12 protein-coding genes are annotated in these 19390 nt (G+C 66.7%); 3 read left to right on the forward strand and 9 right to left on the reverse strand.

Annotated features, from left to right (window positions below; all coding sequences use genetic code 11):
* Positions 1–26: 26 nt before the first annotated feature.
* Together AC1DCU_RS11620 and AC1DCU_RS11625 are read left to right on the forward strand one after the other, a co-directional pair.
* Positions 27–1703: a long-chain fatty acid--CoA ligase gene (locus AC1DCU_RS11620; protein ID WP_025878948.1), complete on the forward strand. Its 1677-nt coding sequence runs from the start codon at positions 27–29 to the stop codon at positions 1701–1703.
* A gap of 161 nt (positions 1704–1864) precedes the next feature.
* Positions 1865–2737, forward strand: coding sequence for a crotonase/enoyl-CoA hydratase family protein (locus AC1DCU_RS11625; protein ID WP_025878947.1), 873 nt, complete (start codon positions 1865–1867; stop codon positions 2735–2737).
* Positions 2738–2842: 105 nt separating this feature from the next.
* On the opposite strand, the gene AC1DCU_RS11630 is transcribed toward AC1DCU_RS11625, so the two are convergent.
* The 8 genes from AC1DCU_RS11630 to AC1DCU_RS11665 form a co-directional block, all read right to left on the reverse strand.
* The gene (locus AC1DCU_RS11630; RefSeq protein ID WP_032975476.1) at positions 2843–5014 is read right to left on the reverse strand and encodes a response regulator; all 2172 of its coding nucleotides are present in this window, start codon (positions 5012–5014) and stop codon (positions 2843–2845) included.
* Complete coding sequence (rpfG, locus tag AC1DCU_RS11635; protein ID WP_025878945.1) at positions 5011–6156, reverse strand: cyclic di-GMP phosphodiesterase response regulator RpfG; 1146 nt, start codon at positions 6154–6156, stop codon at positions 5011–5013. Before rpfG ends, AC1DCU_RS11630 begins: the two co-directional genes overlap by 4 nt.
* A 203-nt stretch (positions 6157–6359) precedes the next feature.
* Positions 6360–7871, reverse strand: coding sequence for a lysine--tRNA ligase (gene lysS, locus AC1DCU_RS11640; RefSeq protein ID WP_282280128.1), 1512 nt, complete (start codon positions 7869–7871; stop codon positions 6360–6362).
* Positions 7872–8245: 374 nt separating this feature from the next.
* Entirely contained in the window at positions 8246–9886 is a 1641-nt protein-coding gene (locus AC1DCU_RS11645; protein ID WP_025878943.1) for an acetolactate synthase large subunit, read from the reverse strand.
* A 75-nt stretch (positions 9887–9961) separates the two neighbouring features.
* Entirely contained in the window at positions 9962–11353 is a 1392-nt protein-coding gene (locus AC1DCU_RS11650; RefSeq protein WP_032975477.1) for an NAD-dependent succinate-semialdehyde dehydrogenase, read from the reverse strand.
* A 633-nt stretch (positions 11354–11986) separates the two neighbouring features.
* The gene (locus tag AC1DCU_RS11655; RefSeq protein ID WP_025874707.1) at positions 11987–12769 is read right to left on the reverse strand and encodes a helix-turn-helix transcriptional regulator; all 783 of its coding nucleotides are present in this window, start codon (positions 12767–12769) and stop codon (positions 11987–11989) included.
* A 99-nt stretch (positions 12770–12868) separates the two neighbouring features.
* Positions 12869–13994, reverse strand: a protein-coding gene (gene prfB / locus AC1DCU_RS11660; RefSeq protein WP_099783880.1) for a peptide chain release factor 2 whose coding sequence is annotated in 2 segments (ribosomal slippage) — positions 12869–13918 and positions 13920–13994 — 1125 coding nt in all. Because the reading frame shifts where the segments join, the coding sequence is not laid out codon by codon here.
* A 90-nt stretch (positions 13995–14084) separates the two neighbouring features.
* The gene (locus AC1DCU_RS11665) at positions 14085–14927 is read right to left on the reverse strand and encodes a LytTR family DNA-binding domain-containing protein (RefSeq protein ID WP_301909887.1); all 843 of its coding nucleotides are present in this window, start codon (positions 14925–14927) and stop codon (positions 14085–14087) included.
* 197 nt (positions 14928–15124) lie between these two features.
* On the opposite strand from AC1DCU_RS11665, the gene AC1DCU_RS11670 reads away from it, so the two are divergent.
* On the forward strand, positions 15125–16414 hold the full coding sequence (locus AC1DCU_RS11670; RefSeq protein WP_442252238.1) for an acyltransferase family protein: 1290 nt from the start codon (positions 15125–15127) through the stop codon (positions 16412–16414).
* Here AC1DCU_RS11670 and AC1DCU_RS11675 read toward each other — a convergent pair.
* A complete protein-coding gene (locus AC1DCU_RS11675; protein WP_442252239.1) occupies positions 16353–19259 on the reverse strand; it encodes a VIT domain-containing protein in 2907 nt (968 codons plus the stop codon). The genes AC1DCU_RS11670 and AC1DCU_RS11675 overlap by 62 nt on opposite strands.
* Positions 19260–19390: the final 131 nt, after the last annotated feature.

Raw genomic sequence — 19390 nt, forward strand, 5'->3', positions numbered from 1 at the left:
ATCATTACGATTCCTGGAGGGGGAATATGAGTCTGGATCGTCCCTGGCTGCAGAGCTATCCGAAAGGCGTTCCCGCCGAAATCGACGTCAACGAGTTCCATTCGGTAGTTTCGGTCTTCGACGCCTCCGTCGCGAAGTACCGCGACCGACCGGCCTACTCCAGTTTCGGCAAGACCCTCACCTACGGTGAGACCGACGCCCTGGTCGAACAGTTCGCCGCTTACCTGCTGGGCGAGCTGAAGCTCAAGAAGGGCGACCGCGTCGCCCTGATGATGCCCAACTGCCTGCAATACCCGATCGCCACCTTCGGCGTGCTGCGTGCCGGCCTGACCGTGGTCAACGTCAACCCGCTGTACACCGCGCGCGAGCTGAAGCATCAGCTGGTCGATGCCGGCGTGACCGCGCTGGTGGTGGTGGACAACTTCGGCGACACCGTCGAACAGGTCATCGCCGATACCCAGGTCAAGCAGGTCATCACCACCGGCCTGGGCGACCTGCTCGGCGCCAAGGGCACGATCGTCAACTTCGTGCTCAAGTACATCAAGAAGATGGTGCCCAACTACCACCTGAAGGGCGCGATCCGCTTCAAGCAGGCGCTCAAGCTGGGCAGCCGCCACACCCTGCCGAAGGTCGAGATCGACCATGACGACGTGGCGTTCCTGCAGTACACCGGCGGCACCACCGGTGTCGCCAAGGGCGCGATGCTGACCAACCGCAACCTGATCGCCAACATGCAGCAGGCCTCGGCCTGGATCAGCGCATCGGGCATCGAGATGGGCAAGGAATGGATCATCACCGCCCTGCCGCTGTACCACATCTTCGCGCTGACGGCGAACGGCCTGGTCTTCATGAAGTTCGGTGGCTGCAACCACCTGATCACCAACCCGCGTGACATGAAGGGCTTCGTCAAGGAGCTCAAGTCGGTGCGCTTCACTGCGATCACCGGCGTCAACACGCTGTTCAACGGCCTGCTCAACACCCCCGGCTTCGACACCGTCGATTTCTCCTCGCTGAAGGTGACCCTGGGCGGCGGCATGGCCGTGCAGCGTGCGGTCGCCGAGCGCTGGAAGAAGACCACCGGCGTCACCCTGGTCGAGGCCTACGGCCTGACCGAGACCTCGCCGGCGGCCTGCATCAACCCGCTTACCCTGGCCGAGTACAACGGCTCGATCGGCCTGCCGATTCCGTCCACCGATGCCTGCATCAAGGACGACAACGGCAACATCCTGGCGCTGGGCGAAGTGGGCGAACTGTGCATCCGCGGCCCGCAGGTGATGAAGGGCTACTGGCAGCGCCCGGAGGAAACCGCCAAGGCCATCGACGCCGACGACTGGCTGCACACCGGCGACATGGCGAAGATGGACGAGCACGGCTTCTTCTACATCGTCGACCGCAAGAAGGACATGATCCTGGTGTCCGGCTTCAACGTGTACCCCAATGAAGTCGAGGACGTGATCGCGATGATGCCGGGCGTGCTGGAAGTGGCCGCGGTCGGCGTACCGGACGAGAAGTCCGGCGAGGTGGTCAAGGTGGTCATCGTCAAGAAGGACCCGAACCTGACCGCCGAGATGGTCAAGGAGCACGCCCGGGCCAACCTGACCGGCTACAAGCACCCCAGAATCGTTGAATTCCGAAAAGAGCTGCCGAAGACCAACGTCGGCAAGATCCTGCGTCGCGAACTCCGCGACACGCCCGCCCCGTAAGGGTTTCGGGAAAGTTGAACGCGCTCAGGCCCGGGTCGGCAACGACCCGGGCCTTTTCGCATGCGCGGGCCCGGGGCCGGTGTAGCATCGCCGCGTGAGTGGACCGTTCGGCCCGCCGGCCACCACCTTGATCTGCGGGCCGCACCGCCGAGGACCCTTCCATGAGTACCATCGAAAAGCTGCCCAGCAGCGGCTCGCCCTATGCCACCATCCGCACCCAGGACAGCGCCGACGGCGCCGCACACTGGCTGTTCATGCACGCCGATGCCTCCACCGGCGTGCGTCCCTGCTGCCGCAAGGACATGCTGGACGAGATGTGGAGCTACATGAGCGCCATCACCCGCGGGCCGGCGCAGCGCCACAGCGGCCAGCTGCGCCATTTCGTGCTGGCCTCCGACGCCGCCGCCTACAACCTGGGCGGCGACCTGGACCTGTTCACCCGCCTGATCCGCGAAGGCAACCGCGACCTGCTGCTGACCTACGCCCAACGCTGCGTGGAGGGCGTTCACCACCTGCACACCGGCTTCGGCGGCGACGTCCGCTCGATCGCCCTGATCCAGGGCGATGCGCTGGGCGGTGGCCTGGAAATGGCCCTGGCCTGCCACACCATCGTGGCCGAGGAAGGGTGCGGCATGGGCCTGCCCGAAGTGCTGTTCGGCCTGTTCCCGGGAATGGGCGCCTACTCGTTCCTGTGCCGCCGGGTGGCGCCGCAGCTGGCCGAGAAGATCATCCTCGATGGCCGTATCTACAGCGCCGAGGAGATGCACGCGATGGGCGTGGTCGACGTGCTGGTCAGGAAAGGTGAAGGCCGCGGCGCGGTCGAAGAGATGATCCGCCAGCAGCAGCGCCTGCCGCAGTCGTACCTGGCAATGAACGCCGCGCGCAACCTGGCACAGGCGGTCAGCTATGACGAACTGCTGGAAATCACCAAGGTCTGGGTCGATTCGGCACTGGCCCTGGGCGATCGTTCGCTGCGCACCATGGACCGTTTGATCAAGGCGCAGACCCGACGCGCCAATCTGGATGTGGCCTGATACGTTCCCCTCCCCCGCAGGGTTCAAGCCCGGCTGGCCACCGGGCTTTTTTTATGCGGCGCGCAGTCATCGACAACCCACCGCGCAGGCCCGGCAGGCCTGGCTCTACCGCTCGCCGTCGTCGGCCACGCCGCGTGCCTTGCGTTCGGCGCGCGCATCCAGCGCCTGCCGGCCTTCCTTGATGGCCCCCTGCAGCACCGCAAGACGCTGCCGCCATTCGGCCTTGAGCTGCCAGTCGGCCATCCGCATTAACTCACCGGCGCGGTTGGACGCGCGCACCAGGCCCAGGTTGCTGGCCACGCCCTTGATCGCGTGCGACTGCTCGCGGAAAGCACCCCAGCGTGCCGCTTCACCATCACCTTCGGCCTTGCGCAGGCACGATTCGGCATCGTCCAGGCACTGGCGGATGAACTCGCGCTCGAAACCCTCGCCCATTCCCAGCGACGCCAGCTCGTCAAGCACGCCGGTATCGAGCACGCCATCGAGGTTGGTGACGGTGCGCACGATCGGCGGCGCACTGGCCTTGAGCTGAGCGTTGTTGGCAATCTCGGCCAGGGTGTCCAGCAGTCGCACGGCCACCACGGGCTTGGCCAGGAACGCATGTGCACCGGCCTGGGTACAGCGCTGGATGGCTTCGGGAGTGACGTCGGCGCTGAGCACCAGCACCGGCGTGCGCGGGCCGCCGCCGGCCTGCATCACCCGCAGCTCCTTCAGCATGTCCAGGCCACTCATGCCCGGCATGTGCAGGTCGACGATGGCCGCATCGAACTCGCTTTCAGCCAGTGCGTCGAGCACCGCCTCGCCACCATCGACGCACAGCACCTTGTGCCCGGCCTTCTGCAGCAGCCGCTGCAGCACCATGCGGTTGGCCTCGTGGTCGTCGGCGACCAGGATCTGCATGCTGCGCACGCGCGCGCGATGGCGCAGGAACGGATCGGCGAAGGCGATGACGTTGCCGCCGGCACCGGTTTCGTCGCCAGCAGCAAGGGTCGGTACCGCACCCGGGACCACCGGCTGCGGCGGCGCGAACGGCAGCTCCACCCAGAAGTGGCTGCCCTGCGGCGGGTTGTCCAGGTAACCGATCTCGCCGTCCATGGCTTCCACCAGCCCCTTGGCGATGGTCGTGCCCAGGCCGGTACCCTCATGGCGGCGGGCCATGCTGACGTCGGCCTGCTCGAAGGCCTCGAACAGACGCGGACGCATCGCCGGTGCAACGCCGATGCCGGTGTCGAGAATGTCGAAGCGCAGCCGCACCCCACCCTGGGTGTCGGCGTGGACAACGCTGACGCGGATCTCGACCCGGCCGTGATCGGTGAACTTGACCGCGTTGCCGGCCAAGTTGAGCAGGATCTGCCGCAGATGCCCGACATCGCCGCGCAGGGTCGGCGGCACGGTCTCGGCCACCTTCACCCGGTAGTCCAGGCGCTTGGCCTTGGCCTGCGGCAACAGGATCAGGCCGATCGCCTGCATCACTTCGGAAAGAACGAAATCCTCGGCGACCACGCGCAGCTTGCCGGCCTCGATCGCCGAGATGTCCAGCACTTCCTCGACCAGCGCCAGCAGGCTGCGCGATGACGCCTGGATGGTACTCACGCACTCACGCTGCTCGTCATCCAGGCGCGTGGTCGCCAACACTTCTGTCATGCCATTCAATCCATTGAGTGGGGTACGAAACTCGTGGCTCATGTTGGCCAGGAATCGACTCTTGGCTTCGCTGGCGCGCCGCGCCTCGGCCATCGCTTCGGTCAACTGCCGCAGCAGCGTGGAAAAATACAGGGGAACCGCCGCCAGGCCAAGCCACAGGCCGATGGCCAGGCGTGCGTTCTGTTGCCAATAGGGGGTCGACAGCGCGGTACTGCCGAAGCTGACCATCGCCATCGCCACGGCCACATACAGGTAGTGGTTGCCGAAGCGCATGCCGTTGCCCACCGTCACCCACATCACCACGATGTAGACCCACGACAGCGGCTCGCCCATCTGGATCATGCCGGCAGCGATCAGGCCGTAGTCGGCCAGCATGCCCAGTACGCGGCGCGGATCGGAACGCTGCGGCCGCCACAGCAACCAGCCGAACAACAGCAGCGACAGACTCAGCCCCGTCAACACGATCGCCAGCACACCGACATACTGGGTGTGCGGCAGATCGTGCCGCGCCGAAGGCAGCAGCACGTAAGCCAGGATCAGGCTGATCAGGACGATGCGGACGATCTGCTGCCCGTGCTCGCTGTCCTGCCGCTGGGACAGGCGCAACCGCAATCGCGACAGCAGGCGTTTCACGCGCCCAGTCCCGGCCGTGCAGAGGCGGTGGAGTGCTCGGCGCAGATCTGTTCCAGCTGCTCACGGCCGCGCAGCAACGCGTCCACGCAACGCGGATCGAACAGGCGCCCGCGCTGGGCATACAGGTAGGCCATGGTGGCTTCCATCGTCCACGCTTCCTTGTAGGGGCGCGGCGAGATCAGCGCATCGAACACGTCGGCCACAGCGACGATGCGTGCCTCCAGCGGAATCGCATCGCCGACCAGGCCATCGGGATAACCACTGCCGTCGTAGCGCTCATGGTGACGCAGCGCGATCAATGCACCGACCTGGATGAAGCGGTTCTGGCTGCCGCTGAGCAGTTCATGGCCAATCCGCGGATGCCGTCGCATGATCGCCAGCTCCTCATCATTGAGCTTGCCCTGCTTGAGCAGCACCGCATCGGGAATGGCGATCTTGCCCATGTCGTGCAGCGGCGCGGCCATCTCGATCAGCTTGACGTCGTCTTCCGGCAGGCCCAGCTGCTCGGCGATCAGGCCAGCCACGCGCGCCATGCGCTCAAGGTAGGCACTGGTGCCGGCATCACGGAACTCGATCGCACGCGCCAGCCGCGAAAGCGTCTCGCGCTCGCGCTCCTCCACCTCGTGCATGCTGGCCAGCAGCCGCTGCTCCAGCGACAGCGCGCGCTGCTTCACGTTCTCGGTCTGCTGGCGCAGCTGCAACAGGTTGTAGCAGCGTGCGCGCAGTTCGCGCGGGCGGATCGGCTTGACCAGGAAATCGATCACGCCGGCTTCCAGTGCTGCCTGGCGGATCGGCTCGTCACCCACTACGGTGATCAGGATCACCGGAATATCGCGATGTTTCGGCAGCCGGCGGAAGCGGCGGGCGAACTCCAGCCCGTCCATCTCCGGCATGCGGTAATCGAGAAGCAGCAGGTCGACCGGGTACGATTCGCACCATGCCAACGCCGTCAACGGATCGCCGAAGTCATGCACGCTCAGTTCCGGCGCGATGTCCTCGATGACGTGACGGAGCATCGTCCGTGCGGAAGTCTGGTCATCGACGATGACGATGTTCAAGGCGTTCTCTGCCTGCTTTCTCGACCATGCTGAAAGGTCAGCGGGCGAGGATACCCCGCCGCTGTGCACGCTGGCACCCTGCATCGGCTCGACTCCCGTCACAAGCTCCCCGATTCATGATCGTCGTCACAATGTGAAGCGGATTCTCCACATCGCGGCCTCCCCTGACCCCATGAAGCCATAGCCGGTGTCAAGGTTGTGCAATAACGATACGCCGAGTGCGGGATGCGTCAATGGCGCCGTCTCAAACCGAGACGACGCGCACAAACGGACGCCGAAAACGCCGGTTACTGCTCCGGACGCATGTACGGGAACAGCAGCACGTCGCGGATCGAGCTGCTGCCGGTCAGCAGCATCACCAGGCGATCGACGCCGATGCCAAGGCCGCCGGTCGGCGCCATTCCGTACTCCAGCGCACGGATGTAGTCGGCGTCGTAGTGCATGGCCTCGTCATCGCCGCCTTCCTTCGCCGCCACCTGCGCCTGGAAGCGCTGGGCCTGGTCTTCCGGGTCGTTCAGCTCGGAGAAGCCGTTGGCCAGCTCCTTGCCGTTGACGAACAGTTCGAAGCGGTCGGTATAGCCCGGATCGTTGTCGTTGGCGCGGGCCAGCGGCGAGACCTCCACCGGGTGATCGGTGATGAAGGTCGGCTGGATCAGGGTGTGCTCGACGGTGGCTTCGAAGATCTCCAGCAGCAGCTTGCCCCAGCCGTAGGACGGCTTGACACGGATCTTCAGGCGCTCGCAATGGTGCAGCAGCGCGTCACGGTCGGTGCAGTCGGCCGCGGAGATTTCCGGGTTGTGGTGGCGCACCGCCTCGTCCATGCGCCAGCGGCGGAACGCCGGGCCCAGGTCGATGTTGGCGCCGTCCCACTCAACCACGGTGGTGCCGTTCACCGACTGTGCCACGTCACGGATCACGCCTTCGGTCAGGTCCATGATCTCGTTGTACGTGGCATAGGCCTCGTACAGTTCCATCATGGTGAATTCCGGGTTGTGGCGGGTGCTGACGCCTTCGTTGCGGAAGTTGCGGTTGATTTCGTAGACGCGTTCCAGGCCACCGACGGTCAGGCGCTTGAGGTACAGCTCCGGCGCAACGCGCAGGTACAGGTCAAGGTCCAGCGCGTTGTGGTGGGTGGTGAACGGCTTGGCCGCCGCGCCGCCGGGGATGTAATGCATCATCGGCGTTTCGACTTCGAGGAAGTCGCGGTTGTCCAGCCATGCACGCATCGCACGGATGATCTTCGAGCGCTTGATGAAGACCGCGCGCGACTCCGGCGTCACGATCAGGTCGACGTAACGCTGGCGATAACGCTGTTCGACGTCGGCCAGGCCATGCCACTTGTCCGGCAGCGGGCGCAGCGACTTGGTCAGCAGACGGATCGATTCGGCCTTGACCGACAGCTCGCCGGTCTTGGTGCGGGTCAGGCCACCTTCGACAGCGATGATGTCGCCCACGTCCCAGCCCTTGAAGGCGGTGTAGGCATCACCCAGCACGCTGCCCTGCAGGAACAGCTGGATGCGGCCCGATTCGTCCTGGATCTGGGCGAAGCTGGCCTTGCCCATGACCCGCTTGGCCATCAGGCGACCGGCCATCTTCACCTGGCGGCCGTTGCCTTCCAGGGTTTCGGCGGTCCACTGCTCCGCATCGGCGAATTCTTCCTGCAGGCTGCCGGCGAAGTCCTCGCGACGGAAGTCGTTCGGATACGCGATCCCCTGCCCGCGCAGCGCTTTGAGTTTCTCACGGCGCTCGGCGATCAACTTGTTTTCGTCGACGGGGGGGGTATCGGTAGCTTCGCTCATGGATCTGCGGGAATCGTGTAGTGAGGGGGAGTGTTGCGCCCGGCGCAGCCGGTTGCCCAGCATACCAAAAGCGCCCTGCCCCGGCCTCGGGCCGCCCCTGCTGCGGTAGCCGCCAACCTTGGTTGGCGCCCACCGTGTCGACCAAGGTCGACACCTACCGGGCTCCCAGGAACCMCTGCCGCAGTCGATCAACCTCAATCCACCGCCCTGGTAGCCGCCAACCTTGGTTGGCGCTCTACCGCGCCGGGCATGGGGAGGCATCCACGCATGGTCTGGATCTACTGTGTCGACCAAGGTCGACACCTACCGGGCTCGGGGGTCGACACCTACCGGGCTCGGGGGGCGACGCCTACGGGGCTCCGGGGGGGCGACACCTACCCGTTTCCCGGGAATGCCTGCCGCAGCTCATCCACCAGCACCCGCTGGTTCTCCGAATAGTCCACCGGCACCGACACCAGATGCACGCCGCCCGCGGTGAACGCTGCTTCCAGGGTCGGAATGAACTGCTCGATCGCCGTCACCTCGTGCCCTTGGCAGCCATAGGCCTCGGCGTATTTGACGAAATCCGGATTGCCGAAGGTCATGCCGTAGTCGGCGAAACCATCCACCGCCTGCTTCCAGCGGATCATTCCGTAGGCGCCGTCGTTGAGGATCAGCACTACCAGGTTCAGGCCCAGCCGCCGCGCGGTCTCCAGCTCCTGGCTGTTCATCATGAAACCGCCATCGCCACACACCGCCAGCACGCGTCGCTGCGGATACAGGATCGAGGCCATGATCGCTGACGGCAGCCCTGCGCCCATCGTTGCCAATGCGTTGTCCAGCAGCAGCGTATTGGCCACCTGGGTACGGTAGTTGCGCGCGAACCAGATCTTGTACATGCCATTGTCCAGCGCCACGATGCCGTCCGGCGGCATCACCTGGCGCACGTCATGCACCAGCCGCTGCGGCGTGAAACCGGCCTCTTCGGCGCGATCGGCGATGTGCTCCAGGATCGTCGCGCGCAGCGGCAGCAGTGCAGCGGCGTTGTCCACCCTGCCCTCGATACGGTCGGCCAGCAGGGTCAGCGAGCGGCCGATATCGCCGATCACCTCCACCTGCGGGAAGTACACCTGCTCCACCGCAGCCTGCGAGTAGCCGATGTGGATGACCGTGCGGCCACCCGGGCGCATCACGAAGGGCGGCTTCTCCGTCACCTCGTGGCCAATGGTCACGATCACATCGGCCTGATCGATGGCCATGTGCACGTAGTCGCGCTCGCTCAGTGCCGCCGTGCCCATGTACAGGCCCGAGCCACCGGCCACCGCGCCCTTGCCCATCTGCGTGGTGACGAACGGGATGCCGGCCCGCAGCACGAAGGCCGACAGCGCCTCGCTGGACTGCGGTCGCGACGCCGCCGAGGCGATCACCAGCAGCGGACGCTTGGCCTCGCGGATGATCTGCGCCGCACGGTCCAGCGCCTCGGGACTGGCGATCGGCCGATCCACCGGGTGTGGCGGGATCAGTGCAACGTCCTCGACCTCCATCGCCGCGATGTCCTCGGGCAGTTCCAGCAGCACCGGCCCGGGGCGCTCTTCCAGCGCCGTGCGGAAGGCCTCGCGGACGATGGTGGGGATGGTGCGCGCCGAAACGATCTGCCGCGCCGACTTGGTCAGCGGCTTCATCGTGCTGACGATATCCACGATCTGGAAGCGCGCCTGCTTGCTGGCCACGATGCCCTTCTGCCCGGTGATCATGATCACCGGCCACGCGCCGAGCAGTGCGTAGGCGGCACCGGTGGTGAAGTTCAGCGCACCCGGGCCGAGCGTGGCCAGGCACACGCCGGGCTTGCCGGTCAGGCGGCCGTAGGTCGCGGCCATGAACACGGCAGCCTGTTCGTGGCGGGTGATGACCAGCTCGATGCTGGAGTGGCGAAGCGACTCGACGACATCGAGGTTCTCTTCACCGGGAATGCCAAAAATGCGCTCGACGCCCTCGTTTTCGAGTGCGGCGACGAGCAGATCGGAACCCTTGGACATGGAATGACGTCCTTCTCGCAGTGCGTGATGATGGAACGTTGCAGGGATGCTGACAGGAACGGTGGATGGCCCGCGTCAACGGCGGTCGAACCACACCGTCTGCGCGTTGACGAACTCGCGGATGCCGAAGTGCGACAGCTCGCGGCCGAAGCCGCTCTTCTTCACTCCGCCGATCGGCACGCGTGGATCGGAGGCAGAGAAACCGTTGACGAACACGCCACCGGTCTGCAGCCGGCGCGCCAGCTGCATCGCGCGGGCGTGGTCGCCGGTCCACAGATTGCCGCTCAGGCCGAACTCGCTCTGGTTGGCCAGTTCCACCGCATGGTCGGCGTCGCGCGCGCGGCTGATCGACGCCACCGGCCCGAAGGTCTCGGTGTCGAAGGCCTGCATGCCCGGCTCGACGCCCGCCAGCACGGTGGGTGCATAGAAACTGCCGGGGCGATCGAGCTGCTTGCCGCCCACGAGCAACTGCGCACCGGCCTCGACCGACGCACGCACCTGTGCATCAAGCTGTTCAAGCAGGTCCTGCCGGGCCATCGGTCCGATCCGGTTGCCGGCCTCGCGGCCATCGCCCACGGTCAGCGCCTGCACGCGCTCGCAGAACAACGACACGAAACGCTCATACACGGCGTCTTCGACGATGATGCGCTTGCCGGCAATGCACACCTGCCCGGTGTTCTGGAAGCGCGAGGCCACCGCGGCATCGACCGCTGCCTCCAGGTCGGCGTCGGCCAGCACGATGAATGGATCCGAGCCACCCAGCTCCAGCACCACCTTCTTCAGCGCCTGCCCGGCCTGCGCGGCGATGCTGCGCCCCGCAGCGACGCTGCCGGTCAGGGTCACGGCAGCGATGCGGTCATCGGCGATGGCGGCACTGGTTCCCTCGCGGCTGATGTTGGCGGCGATGAAGGTGCCGTCGGGCAGGCCCGCGTCGCGCCACGCAGCGGCGAGCAGCCCGGCGGTGCCGACGATGTTTTCGGCCGGCTTCAGCAGGAAGCCGTTGCCGCCCATGAGGATCGGCACGGCCGCGCGCATCACCTGCCAGTACGGGAAATTCCACGGCATGATGCCGAGCACAACGCCCAGCGGCAGGTAGGAGACATAGGCCTTGTTGTCGGCCACCGCGGTCGGCTCATCGCGCAGGAACGCCGCACCGTTGTCGGCGTACCAGTCACACAGCACCGCGCACTTCTCGATCTCGGCCAGCGACTCGGCGTGGACCTTGCCCATTTCGGCAGTGGCCATCGCAGCGAGGGGTTCGCGGTCGCGACGCAGCACAGCGGCCATCGCACGCAGCACGCTGGCGCGTTGTTCCAGTGACTGCGCGCTCCAGGCTGCAAAACCGGCCTGGCCGCGGTCGAGGATGGCTTCCAGTTCGGCGTCGGTGGCGAAGGGGTGGCTGGCGATCTGCTGGCCGGTCGCCGGATCGCGGGAAATGGCAGCGGGGGCTGCGGGGGAAGCGGACATGCAGGTCTCCTGTTGTCTCGACAACGGGCGGCTGCCCGTTTCCTGACAACGAATGTGGACCCGATCGATGGCAGCAACAAGGCGTCTGCGTATCCTGTGACCTGCACTTACCTGCCTGAATGGGGTTGATCGGCAGGGCTGCGCCCTGGTACGCGCCATCGCATGCGCGCTGCCGCTCCCACGCTTCGCTACGCGAACCGCGGGCCCCACTTACCAGCCCCCATACCCCCGCCGCTTCGCGGCCGCCCCCTGACTCAGGGGGCTCTTCTCCAGACCCAACCCGGCGCCTCCAGTAGATCCACGCCATGCGTGGATGAATTTCCATCGAGATCGACTATCTCGAATTGAAACCGAAAAGCATCCACGCATCGCGTGGATCTAACGTGTCGACCAAGGTCGACACCTACCAACAGCAGCGGAGATCTGTCAGAGGTGGGGCGGTGTCGGAGTGCGGGGTGTCCGCGGCATGGATGCCGCGGCCAAGCCCCCATGGATGGGTTCACGGCGTCCCCGCACTCCGACACCGCCCCGCCACCCCACGGAAAGCCGGCTGTTGCTGTTGCTGTTGCTGTTGAGGTTGCCGGCCAGCGACCGGCACTACAGCAGGTGCAGGGCGCAGCCCTGCCGACCAACCTACCTTCGCGGCAGGTAGGTCACCAGTGACAGGTCATGCCGGCTCTCCGGCACCAGCGCCACGTACTGCAGGTCCAGCAGCCCGCGCGTGGGATGGTTCAGCTTCTTCGCACCTTCGTCGAAACGACGCACATCGTGCTCGGGCCACCACTGGCGGAACTGCTCGCTGTGCGCACCGATGTCCTCGGCCAGTGCCAGGAACGGCGCCTTGTCCGGCGCCTGCGCCATCGCCGCGCGGAAGCTGGCCAGCAGCCCGCGGGTCATTTCTTCCCAGTTGAGGATCAGCGTGCGGTACGGCGGATACAGGAACATCAGCCGCAGCGTGTTGCGTTCGTGCGGCGCCAGCTGACCGTAATCAACAAACAGATCGGCGATGGCCGGGTTCCAGGCCAGGATGTCGAATCGGGTATTGCGCACGTAGGCCGGGATCGGCTGCATCGCCTCCACCAGCTGGCGCAGGCCGTCGGTCACCGTCTCGTCGGGCGATTCCAGCGGCACGCCATAGCCGGACAGCGCGAACGCGTAGGCGCGCTCGTCGTCGCTCAATCGCAGTACCTGCGCCAGGCGCTCCAGCACCTCGGGCGAGGCGCGCACTTCGCGGCCCTGCTCGATCCAGGTGTACCAGCTGACACTGACCCCGATCGCCAGTGCGACTTCCTCGCGCTTCAGGCCCGGCGTGCGTCGGCGGCCGGCTGGCAGCCCCAGCGTTGCTGGGTCGACCCGCGCACGGCAGGCCTTGAGAAAGCCTCCCAGTTCCTTGCGTTCGGCTTCACTGCGCATCATCGCCCTGCCCTGCAGGTTTCAACGGCGTTGCGGGACGCCGAAGACGCCCCGCAACGCAGGGCCCGGGCAGCGGACGGTACCGCTGTCGCCGGGCACGCATCAGGCATCGATGCGCTTGGAGCCGACCGCCAGGCCGGCCTTCAGGCTGGCCTCGACGAACTCGTCCAGGTCACCGTCGAGCACCTTCTGCGTATCCGAACGCTCGATGCCGGTGCGCAGGTCCTTGATACGGCTCTGGTCGAGCACGTAGTTGCGGATCTGGCTGCCCCAGCCGATATCGGACTTGGTGGCTTCCACCGCATCACGCTCGGCGTTGCGCTTCTGGATCTCCAGCTCGTACAGCTTGGCGGCCAGCATCTTCATCGCGTTGTCGCGGTTCTGGTGCTGGCTACGGCCGGTCTGGCAAGCCACGACCGTGTTGGTCGGGATGTGGGTGATACGCACCGCCGACTCGGTCTTGTTGACGTGCTGACCACCGGCACCGGACGAGCGGTACACGTCGGTACGCAGATCGGCCGGGTTGATGTCGATTTCGATGTTGTTGTCCACTTCCGGCGACACGAACACCGAGGTGAAGCTGGTATGGCGGCGGTTGTCCGAGTCGAACGGCGACTTGCGCACCAGGCGGTGCACGCCGGTCTCGGTCTTCAGCCAGCCATAGGCGTAGTCGCCTTCCACGCGCAGCGTGGCCGACTTGATGCCCGCGACGTCGCCACCGGACACTTCCATCAGCTCGGTCTTCCAGCCACGCGATTCACACCAGCGCAGGTACATGCGCAGCAGGATCTCGGCCCAGTCCTGGGCTTCGGTACCACCGGCACCGGCCTGGATGTCGACGAACGCCGGAGCGTTGTCCATCTGCCCGGAGAACATGCGCTGGAACTCCAGCTTCTCCACGTGCGCCTGGTGCTTGTCCAGGTCGGCCACCACGGCCAGCGCGGTGTCCTCGTCCTGCTCGGACTCGGCCAGCTCCAGCAGTTCGGTGGCGTCGCTCAGGCCCTCCAGCACCGCGGCGATGCCGCCCACGGTCTTTTCCAGGGTCGAGCGCTCGCGCCCCAGGTTCTGGGCGTACTCGGCATTGTTCCAGACGTCGGGGCTTTCCAGCTCCCGCGTTACTTCCTCAAGACGCTCTTTCTTGGCGTCGTAGTCAAAGATACCCCCGGAGCGACAACACGCGATCGGTCAGATCGGCGATGCGCTGGCGGACAGGATTCAGTTCGATCATGTCGGCGGTTATGCATTCAAAAGATGACTGCAAATGATACCGCAGGCCGGGGTGAACCGGCGCAGAAGCCGGTCCCGCCCTGCCACGCCCCTACCCGCCCAAGGCCTGGCGCAGCAACGGCAGCTGGCGCCGGCTGCAGGGTACCTTGGCCCCATCGGCCATGTGCAGCAAGGCCTCGCCCCCATCCAGCGGCTCGATCGAGCGCAGCTGGTCACGGTTGACCAGCCAGCTGCGGTGGCTGCGCAGGAACAGGACCGGGTCCAGCCGCGCCTCCAGCACGGCCATGGTGATCCGCAGCGGGTAGTCATGCCCGCGCACCCGCAGGTTCACATAGTTGCCGGCGGCCTGGGCGTACTCGACGTCGGCCGTGGCCACCAGGAACTCCTTGCCCAGCTTGCGCACAAGGAAATGGTCGGGGCGATCGACCGGTTCGACCGGCGGGCCCTCATCGGGGGCGGCAAGCAGGGTCGCTTCACCCTGGCGGCGGCGGCCGAACCAGGCCAGGGCATGGACTGCCGAGACCAGCAGCGCATAGGTCTGGATGTCCTTGAAGAACTCGTAGAACCATTGCGCCGGCCAGTCCCCAAAGGTGTAGTGGCTGCCAAGCACGGCGTGGGCGGCCTTGCGCAGCAGGACCATCGCACTCACATGCAGCAGCCACCACGCAACCGCGCCCAGCAGATACGGCACCAAGCGCTGTCGCCAGGTATCGGTGTGCAGCGGCCAGCGCGAAGCGGCGCGGATCAGCACCGCCAGCAGCAGCAGCGACACCAGCGCACTGCTGAACTCGTCAATCGTGGCCGCCATCCATTGGGAGGGCAGCCCATCGCGCGCCGCCATCATGGCCTTGGCCAGCACATTGGCCGCCGCCGTCCCCAGGAACAGTACGACCCAGAACACGGCTGCCTGCCGCCCTTGCCTGCCGTTGCCCATCGATTCGCCACGCACGTCCGGGTCCTGCTGGTTGTACTCATCCATCACTGGATTATCGCCAACCACAGCCCCGCTGACGTACGCCATTCGTCCCCCCGCCCCGCCATTGGGCCCTGCCGGGCATCCAACCGCCCCTTGCTGCTGGCGACAGCCCACAAGGACTTCCACTCTGCGAGGACTCCAACACGGATACCGCCATGACCCGCCGCCACGACCTCGACACCCTGCGTATCGGTGCCTTCGGGCTGTTGATCCTCTACCACGTGGCCATGGCCTACGTGGCCGGATGGGACTTCCACCTCAAGAGCGTCCACACCGCGGAGTGGCTGCAATGGCCGATGATCGCGCTGAATCGTTGGCGCATGCCGCTGCTGTTTGCCATCTCCGGCATTGCACTGGGCCTGTGCCTGCCTGCGCAGGGCCGTTGGCGGTTCGCGTTACGGCGCAGCGGGCGGCTGTTGTTGCCGCTGTTGTTCGGCATCGTCGCGGTCGTTTCGCTGCAGGCCTACTGTGAAGCGGTGGACAAGGGCGACGTCACGCCAGGGCTCGGTGCATTCCTGTGGCGCTACTGGCAGTTCCGGCCGTGGCCGGGAGCCAGCTTCACCGGTGCCGCCTATGGCTTCACCTGGAACCACCTGTGGTACCTGGCCTATCTGATCCCTTACACGCTGCTGGCGATCGTGTTGGCCAGCGTAGTGCGGCCGCTGCACCACCGCCTGCCGGGCCTGCCTGCGGGCGACCGCTGGGTGGCCACGCTGGGCCTGCTGCTGCCGGTGCTGTGGCTGGCGTGGGCGCTGCTGGTGATCCTGCCCGCCCACCCGCCAACCCATGCGCTGGTCGATGACCTGTACGTCCACGCCGAATCGCTGCCCCTGTTCCTCGGCGGCTTCCTCGCCGCGCGCTGGCAGCGCGGCTGGGATCTGCTGGTGCGCGGCCGGCGGTTGACCCTGGCGCTGGCCGTTGTCGGGCTGACTGTCGAACTGGGCATCCGCGCGTTGGGGCGGATGCCCGACCTCGGCGATCTGCCGCAATGGGTGCTGGCGCTGCCGTGGGCGCAGACCGAGCGCGTTGGCCGAGCGCTGTACACCTGGTGTTCCCTGCTGGCCCTCTTCGGATGGGCGCAGGTCCTGCTGGCGCGGCCATGGCGTGGCCTGGGCTACTGCCGCGAGGCGGTGTTCAGCTGGTACATCCTGCACCAGACCGTGCTGATCATGCTGTTGTACTGGTTGCGTCCCCTGCAGCTGGGCGCATGGCTGGAGCCGGCGCTGGTGATTGTAGGCACCGTCGCCGGCTGCCTGCTGATCCATGAACTGCTGGTACGCCGTGTGCGCTGGCTGCGGCCGCTGTTCGGGTTGCGTGCCGATCGCAACGGCGCAGTGAGCATCACGCAGGACCACAGCGCCGGCCGCCGGGCATGGCCCGGCGCTACCGCACCTCGAACTCGCCGACCAGCACCGTCTCGGCACGATCCTTCAGCCGCATCGTGATCATCTGGTCCTTCTGCTTCGGCGTGCCCCAATGGGTGGTCAGGCGCAGCATCAGCGTCGTCGCACCGGTCACCAGCTGCTGGCGGCTGCCGAAGTAGTTCGCCTCCACCTTGTACTTGCCCGGCTTGGCGTTGCGCAGCGAGAACTGTTCCGGACCATAGCCACCGGTGAAGTCCTGCGACATCTGCCCACCCTGGTAGGTCAGGCGGTTGCCGTAGTACGCACGCTCGCCGTTCGGGTCGGTGACCCACAGGTCCATGTCGCTGTTGTCGGCATCCCAGGCCAGCACCACGCGCAGGTCCAGTGGCATCGCCTGCAGCAGGCGCGGGTCGATGCCGGTGGTATCCAGGCGCGGCGTGCTGCCGGCCACCAGGTTGGTCAGTTCATCCAGGGCGATCAGCGCGATGCCGTCGAAACGACCATCCCACGGCCGCACGACCACCTGGTACAGCGGCGCCAGCGCCTGCTGCGGCTTGCCCGCTGCGGCCAGCGCCAGGCCCAGATCACGGAAGCTCTGCGGTTCCTCCTGGCCCATCGCCAGCACCTGCTCGAACACCGGCACCGCCAGTGCGGGTGCATCGGCCTGCAGCAGGCGGTAGCCGAGAACGCGCAGCAGATGGCGGTTGTCCAGCTCCATCTCGGCCAGGTTGGACAGCACGCGCAGGGCAAGATCGCGCTGGCCCTGTTCGATCAACAGGTCGGCCACGTCGAGGAAGAACGCACTGCTGTTGGCGTTCGCAGCGCGCTCGGCCAGATAGCGGTCGTACAGCTGCGACGACGGCCCCTGGCGCAGGCGGCGGGCAACCGGCGAATCCGATTGCCAGGCGGCCAACCGGATTCCCAGCTGGCCGTCATTGGCGGCGGCCGGTGCATTGGACGCCGTGGGTTCGATGGCAACTGCATCCATCGCGGCCTCCAGGCCCGCAGGTGCCTGCCGCGGCGGCGATCGACGGGCGCGCGCGCTGCTGGACTCCGCCCGCTGCTCGGCGGCAACGGCCATCGGCGCTGGCGCGGGAGGAGGCGCGGCGAGCATCGCCACCGGGGCAGCCGCATACGCGTCCTGACCGACCACTTCCAGCGCCTTCGCCTGCACGCGCATGCCCTTCGGCCAACGGCGGCTCCACCATTGCTGGCGCTGCTGCCACTGCGTCACCACCTTGTCCAGGCGCTGACGGTCGGCGGCATCGCGATCTGCAACCTGGCGTGCGAAGCGCTGGTCGTACTGGGCGCGCAAGGCACCTGCGGGGCGGATCGCGTAGCGCAGGTAGTCGTCCAGCGTTTCCAGCACGATCAGTGAAGTGTCCGGGCCCACCAGGCTGAACTGCTGCGACAGGCGCTGCATCGCCTCGCGATTGCCGCGCCGATCGGTCGACAACTGCTGCAGGCGTGCCTGTGCCCACAGGCCGGCCAGCAGATCGCCATCGGCGCTGGTGGAGCTCTCCGGCAGTGCCTGCCATTGCCCACCGGCAATGCGCACCCGCATCGGCACACCTTCGGCCGCCAACCGCGCATGCAACCACAGCCAGCCCTGGGCCTGGCTGCGGCGGTCGACCACCACGTCCTGCACGCCACGGCCGGCATCGATCTGGACATCCAGTGGCATCGACAGCAGCTCCCGTGCAGCGGCATCGATATCGCTGCCGAGCGCCACGAAACTGCCAGCATGCGCCTCGCTCCAACCGCGCAGGCGTGTGGCATCGGTGCGTGCGCCGGCACTGCTGACCGCAAACAGGCGCTGATCGGCGGCCAACGCCGGCAGTGCTTCCGGCCCATAGGTCAGCAGGCCGTCGCTGACCATCAGGTACTCCTTCACCGAGGGCTGCGGCTGCCACTGCGCCAGCGCGCTGGCGCCATCCGGCTGCACCGCCATCAACGCGCGCCGCAGTTCACTCCAGTCACCCCTGCGGATACGGAAACGACGCACAGGCTCGGCGCGATCACGCAGCACGGTCAGCGCGACGTTGCCCTCGCCCATCGCAGCAAAGTAGCGATCCAGCAGCGCGAACTCGCGGGTGCGGTCGCGCTGGCCTGCGGAACCCGAACCGTCCCACAGCAGCCCCACCTCCGACGGCACACGGCGCGGCGCGGTCGACGTCGGCACCGGCAGCTGCGCCAACAGGTAGTGACCGTCCTGCCAGCGTGCAACCTGCACCTGTGCCTTGCGCTCGGCCAGCAGCGTCCATTGCAGCTGGGCCGGCAACTGCGCGCCACGTCCTTGCCAGTGCAGGCGGCCATCGGCGATGCGGAACGGCGCGCTTCCTGCCTCAGCCCCCTTCGGTGCCCGCACGTCCAGTTCGACGGCTGCGGCGCCGGCGACGAACTGCAGCGGCAGTGTCCAACGCCAGCCCTGCCCGGCATATGCCAGCGGCTCGCGTACGACCAACTGCACGCGGCGGCTGCCGCCGGCCGGCAGCGGATACACGCGCAGCCGGAACTGGTTGCCGGCGGTCTGCTCCAGCAGGCCCGGGTCGACGCCACGGCGGGCGATCTCCTCGAACACCTGACGACCGCGGTCCTTGGGCACCGGTACTGCCTCGCGCAACTCGCCGTTGATGTCCAGGGCGAACCCGGTGATCTGCTGGCCCTCGGCCAGCGGGAACTGCAGCTCGCCTTCCAGCACGCGCTGGTTGGGGTTATGGAACTCCAGGGTGATACGGGTCTGGGCGATACCGGCCTGGACCTCGCCTTCGATGCCGGCATGTCGCAGCTGCACGGGCTGCTCGGCGGCGGGCGCGATCAGGAGCGGAGTGGTTGCCTGCGGTCGAGCAATTCGGGGCGCCTGAGCGCCGACAGGCCAGGCCGCAAGGGCCAGCAACAACACAGCGCAGCAACGGGTGAAGACCATGACAGGACTCCAGTGGGATCGTGACTGCTTGAACGCACCAACCGGGTGGACGGGGTTAACGTGATTCGATGCTGGTTCTTCGCTGCCCCTGGGCGCACCATGTGCGACTTCCCGATCCCGTGCAAGGATGC

The organism is Stenotrophomonas sp. 10L48, from assembly GCF_056395105.1.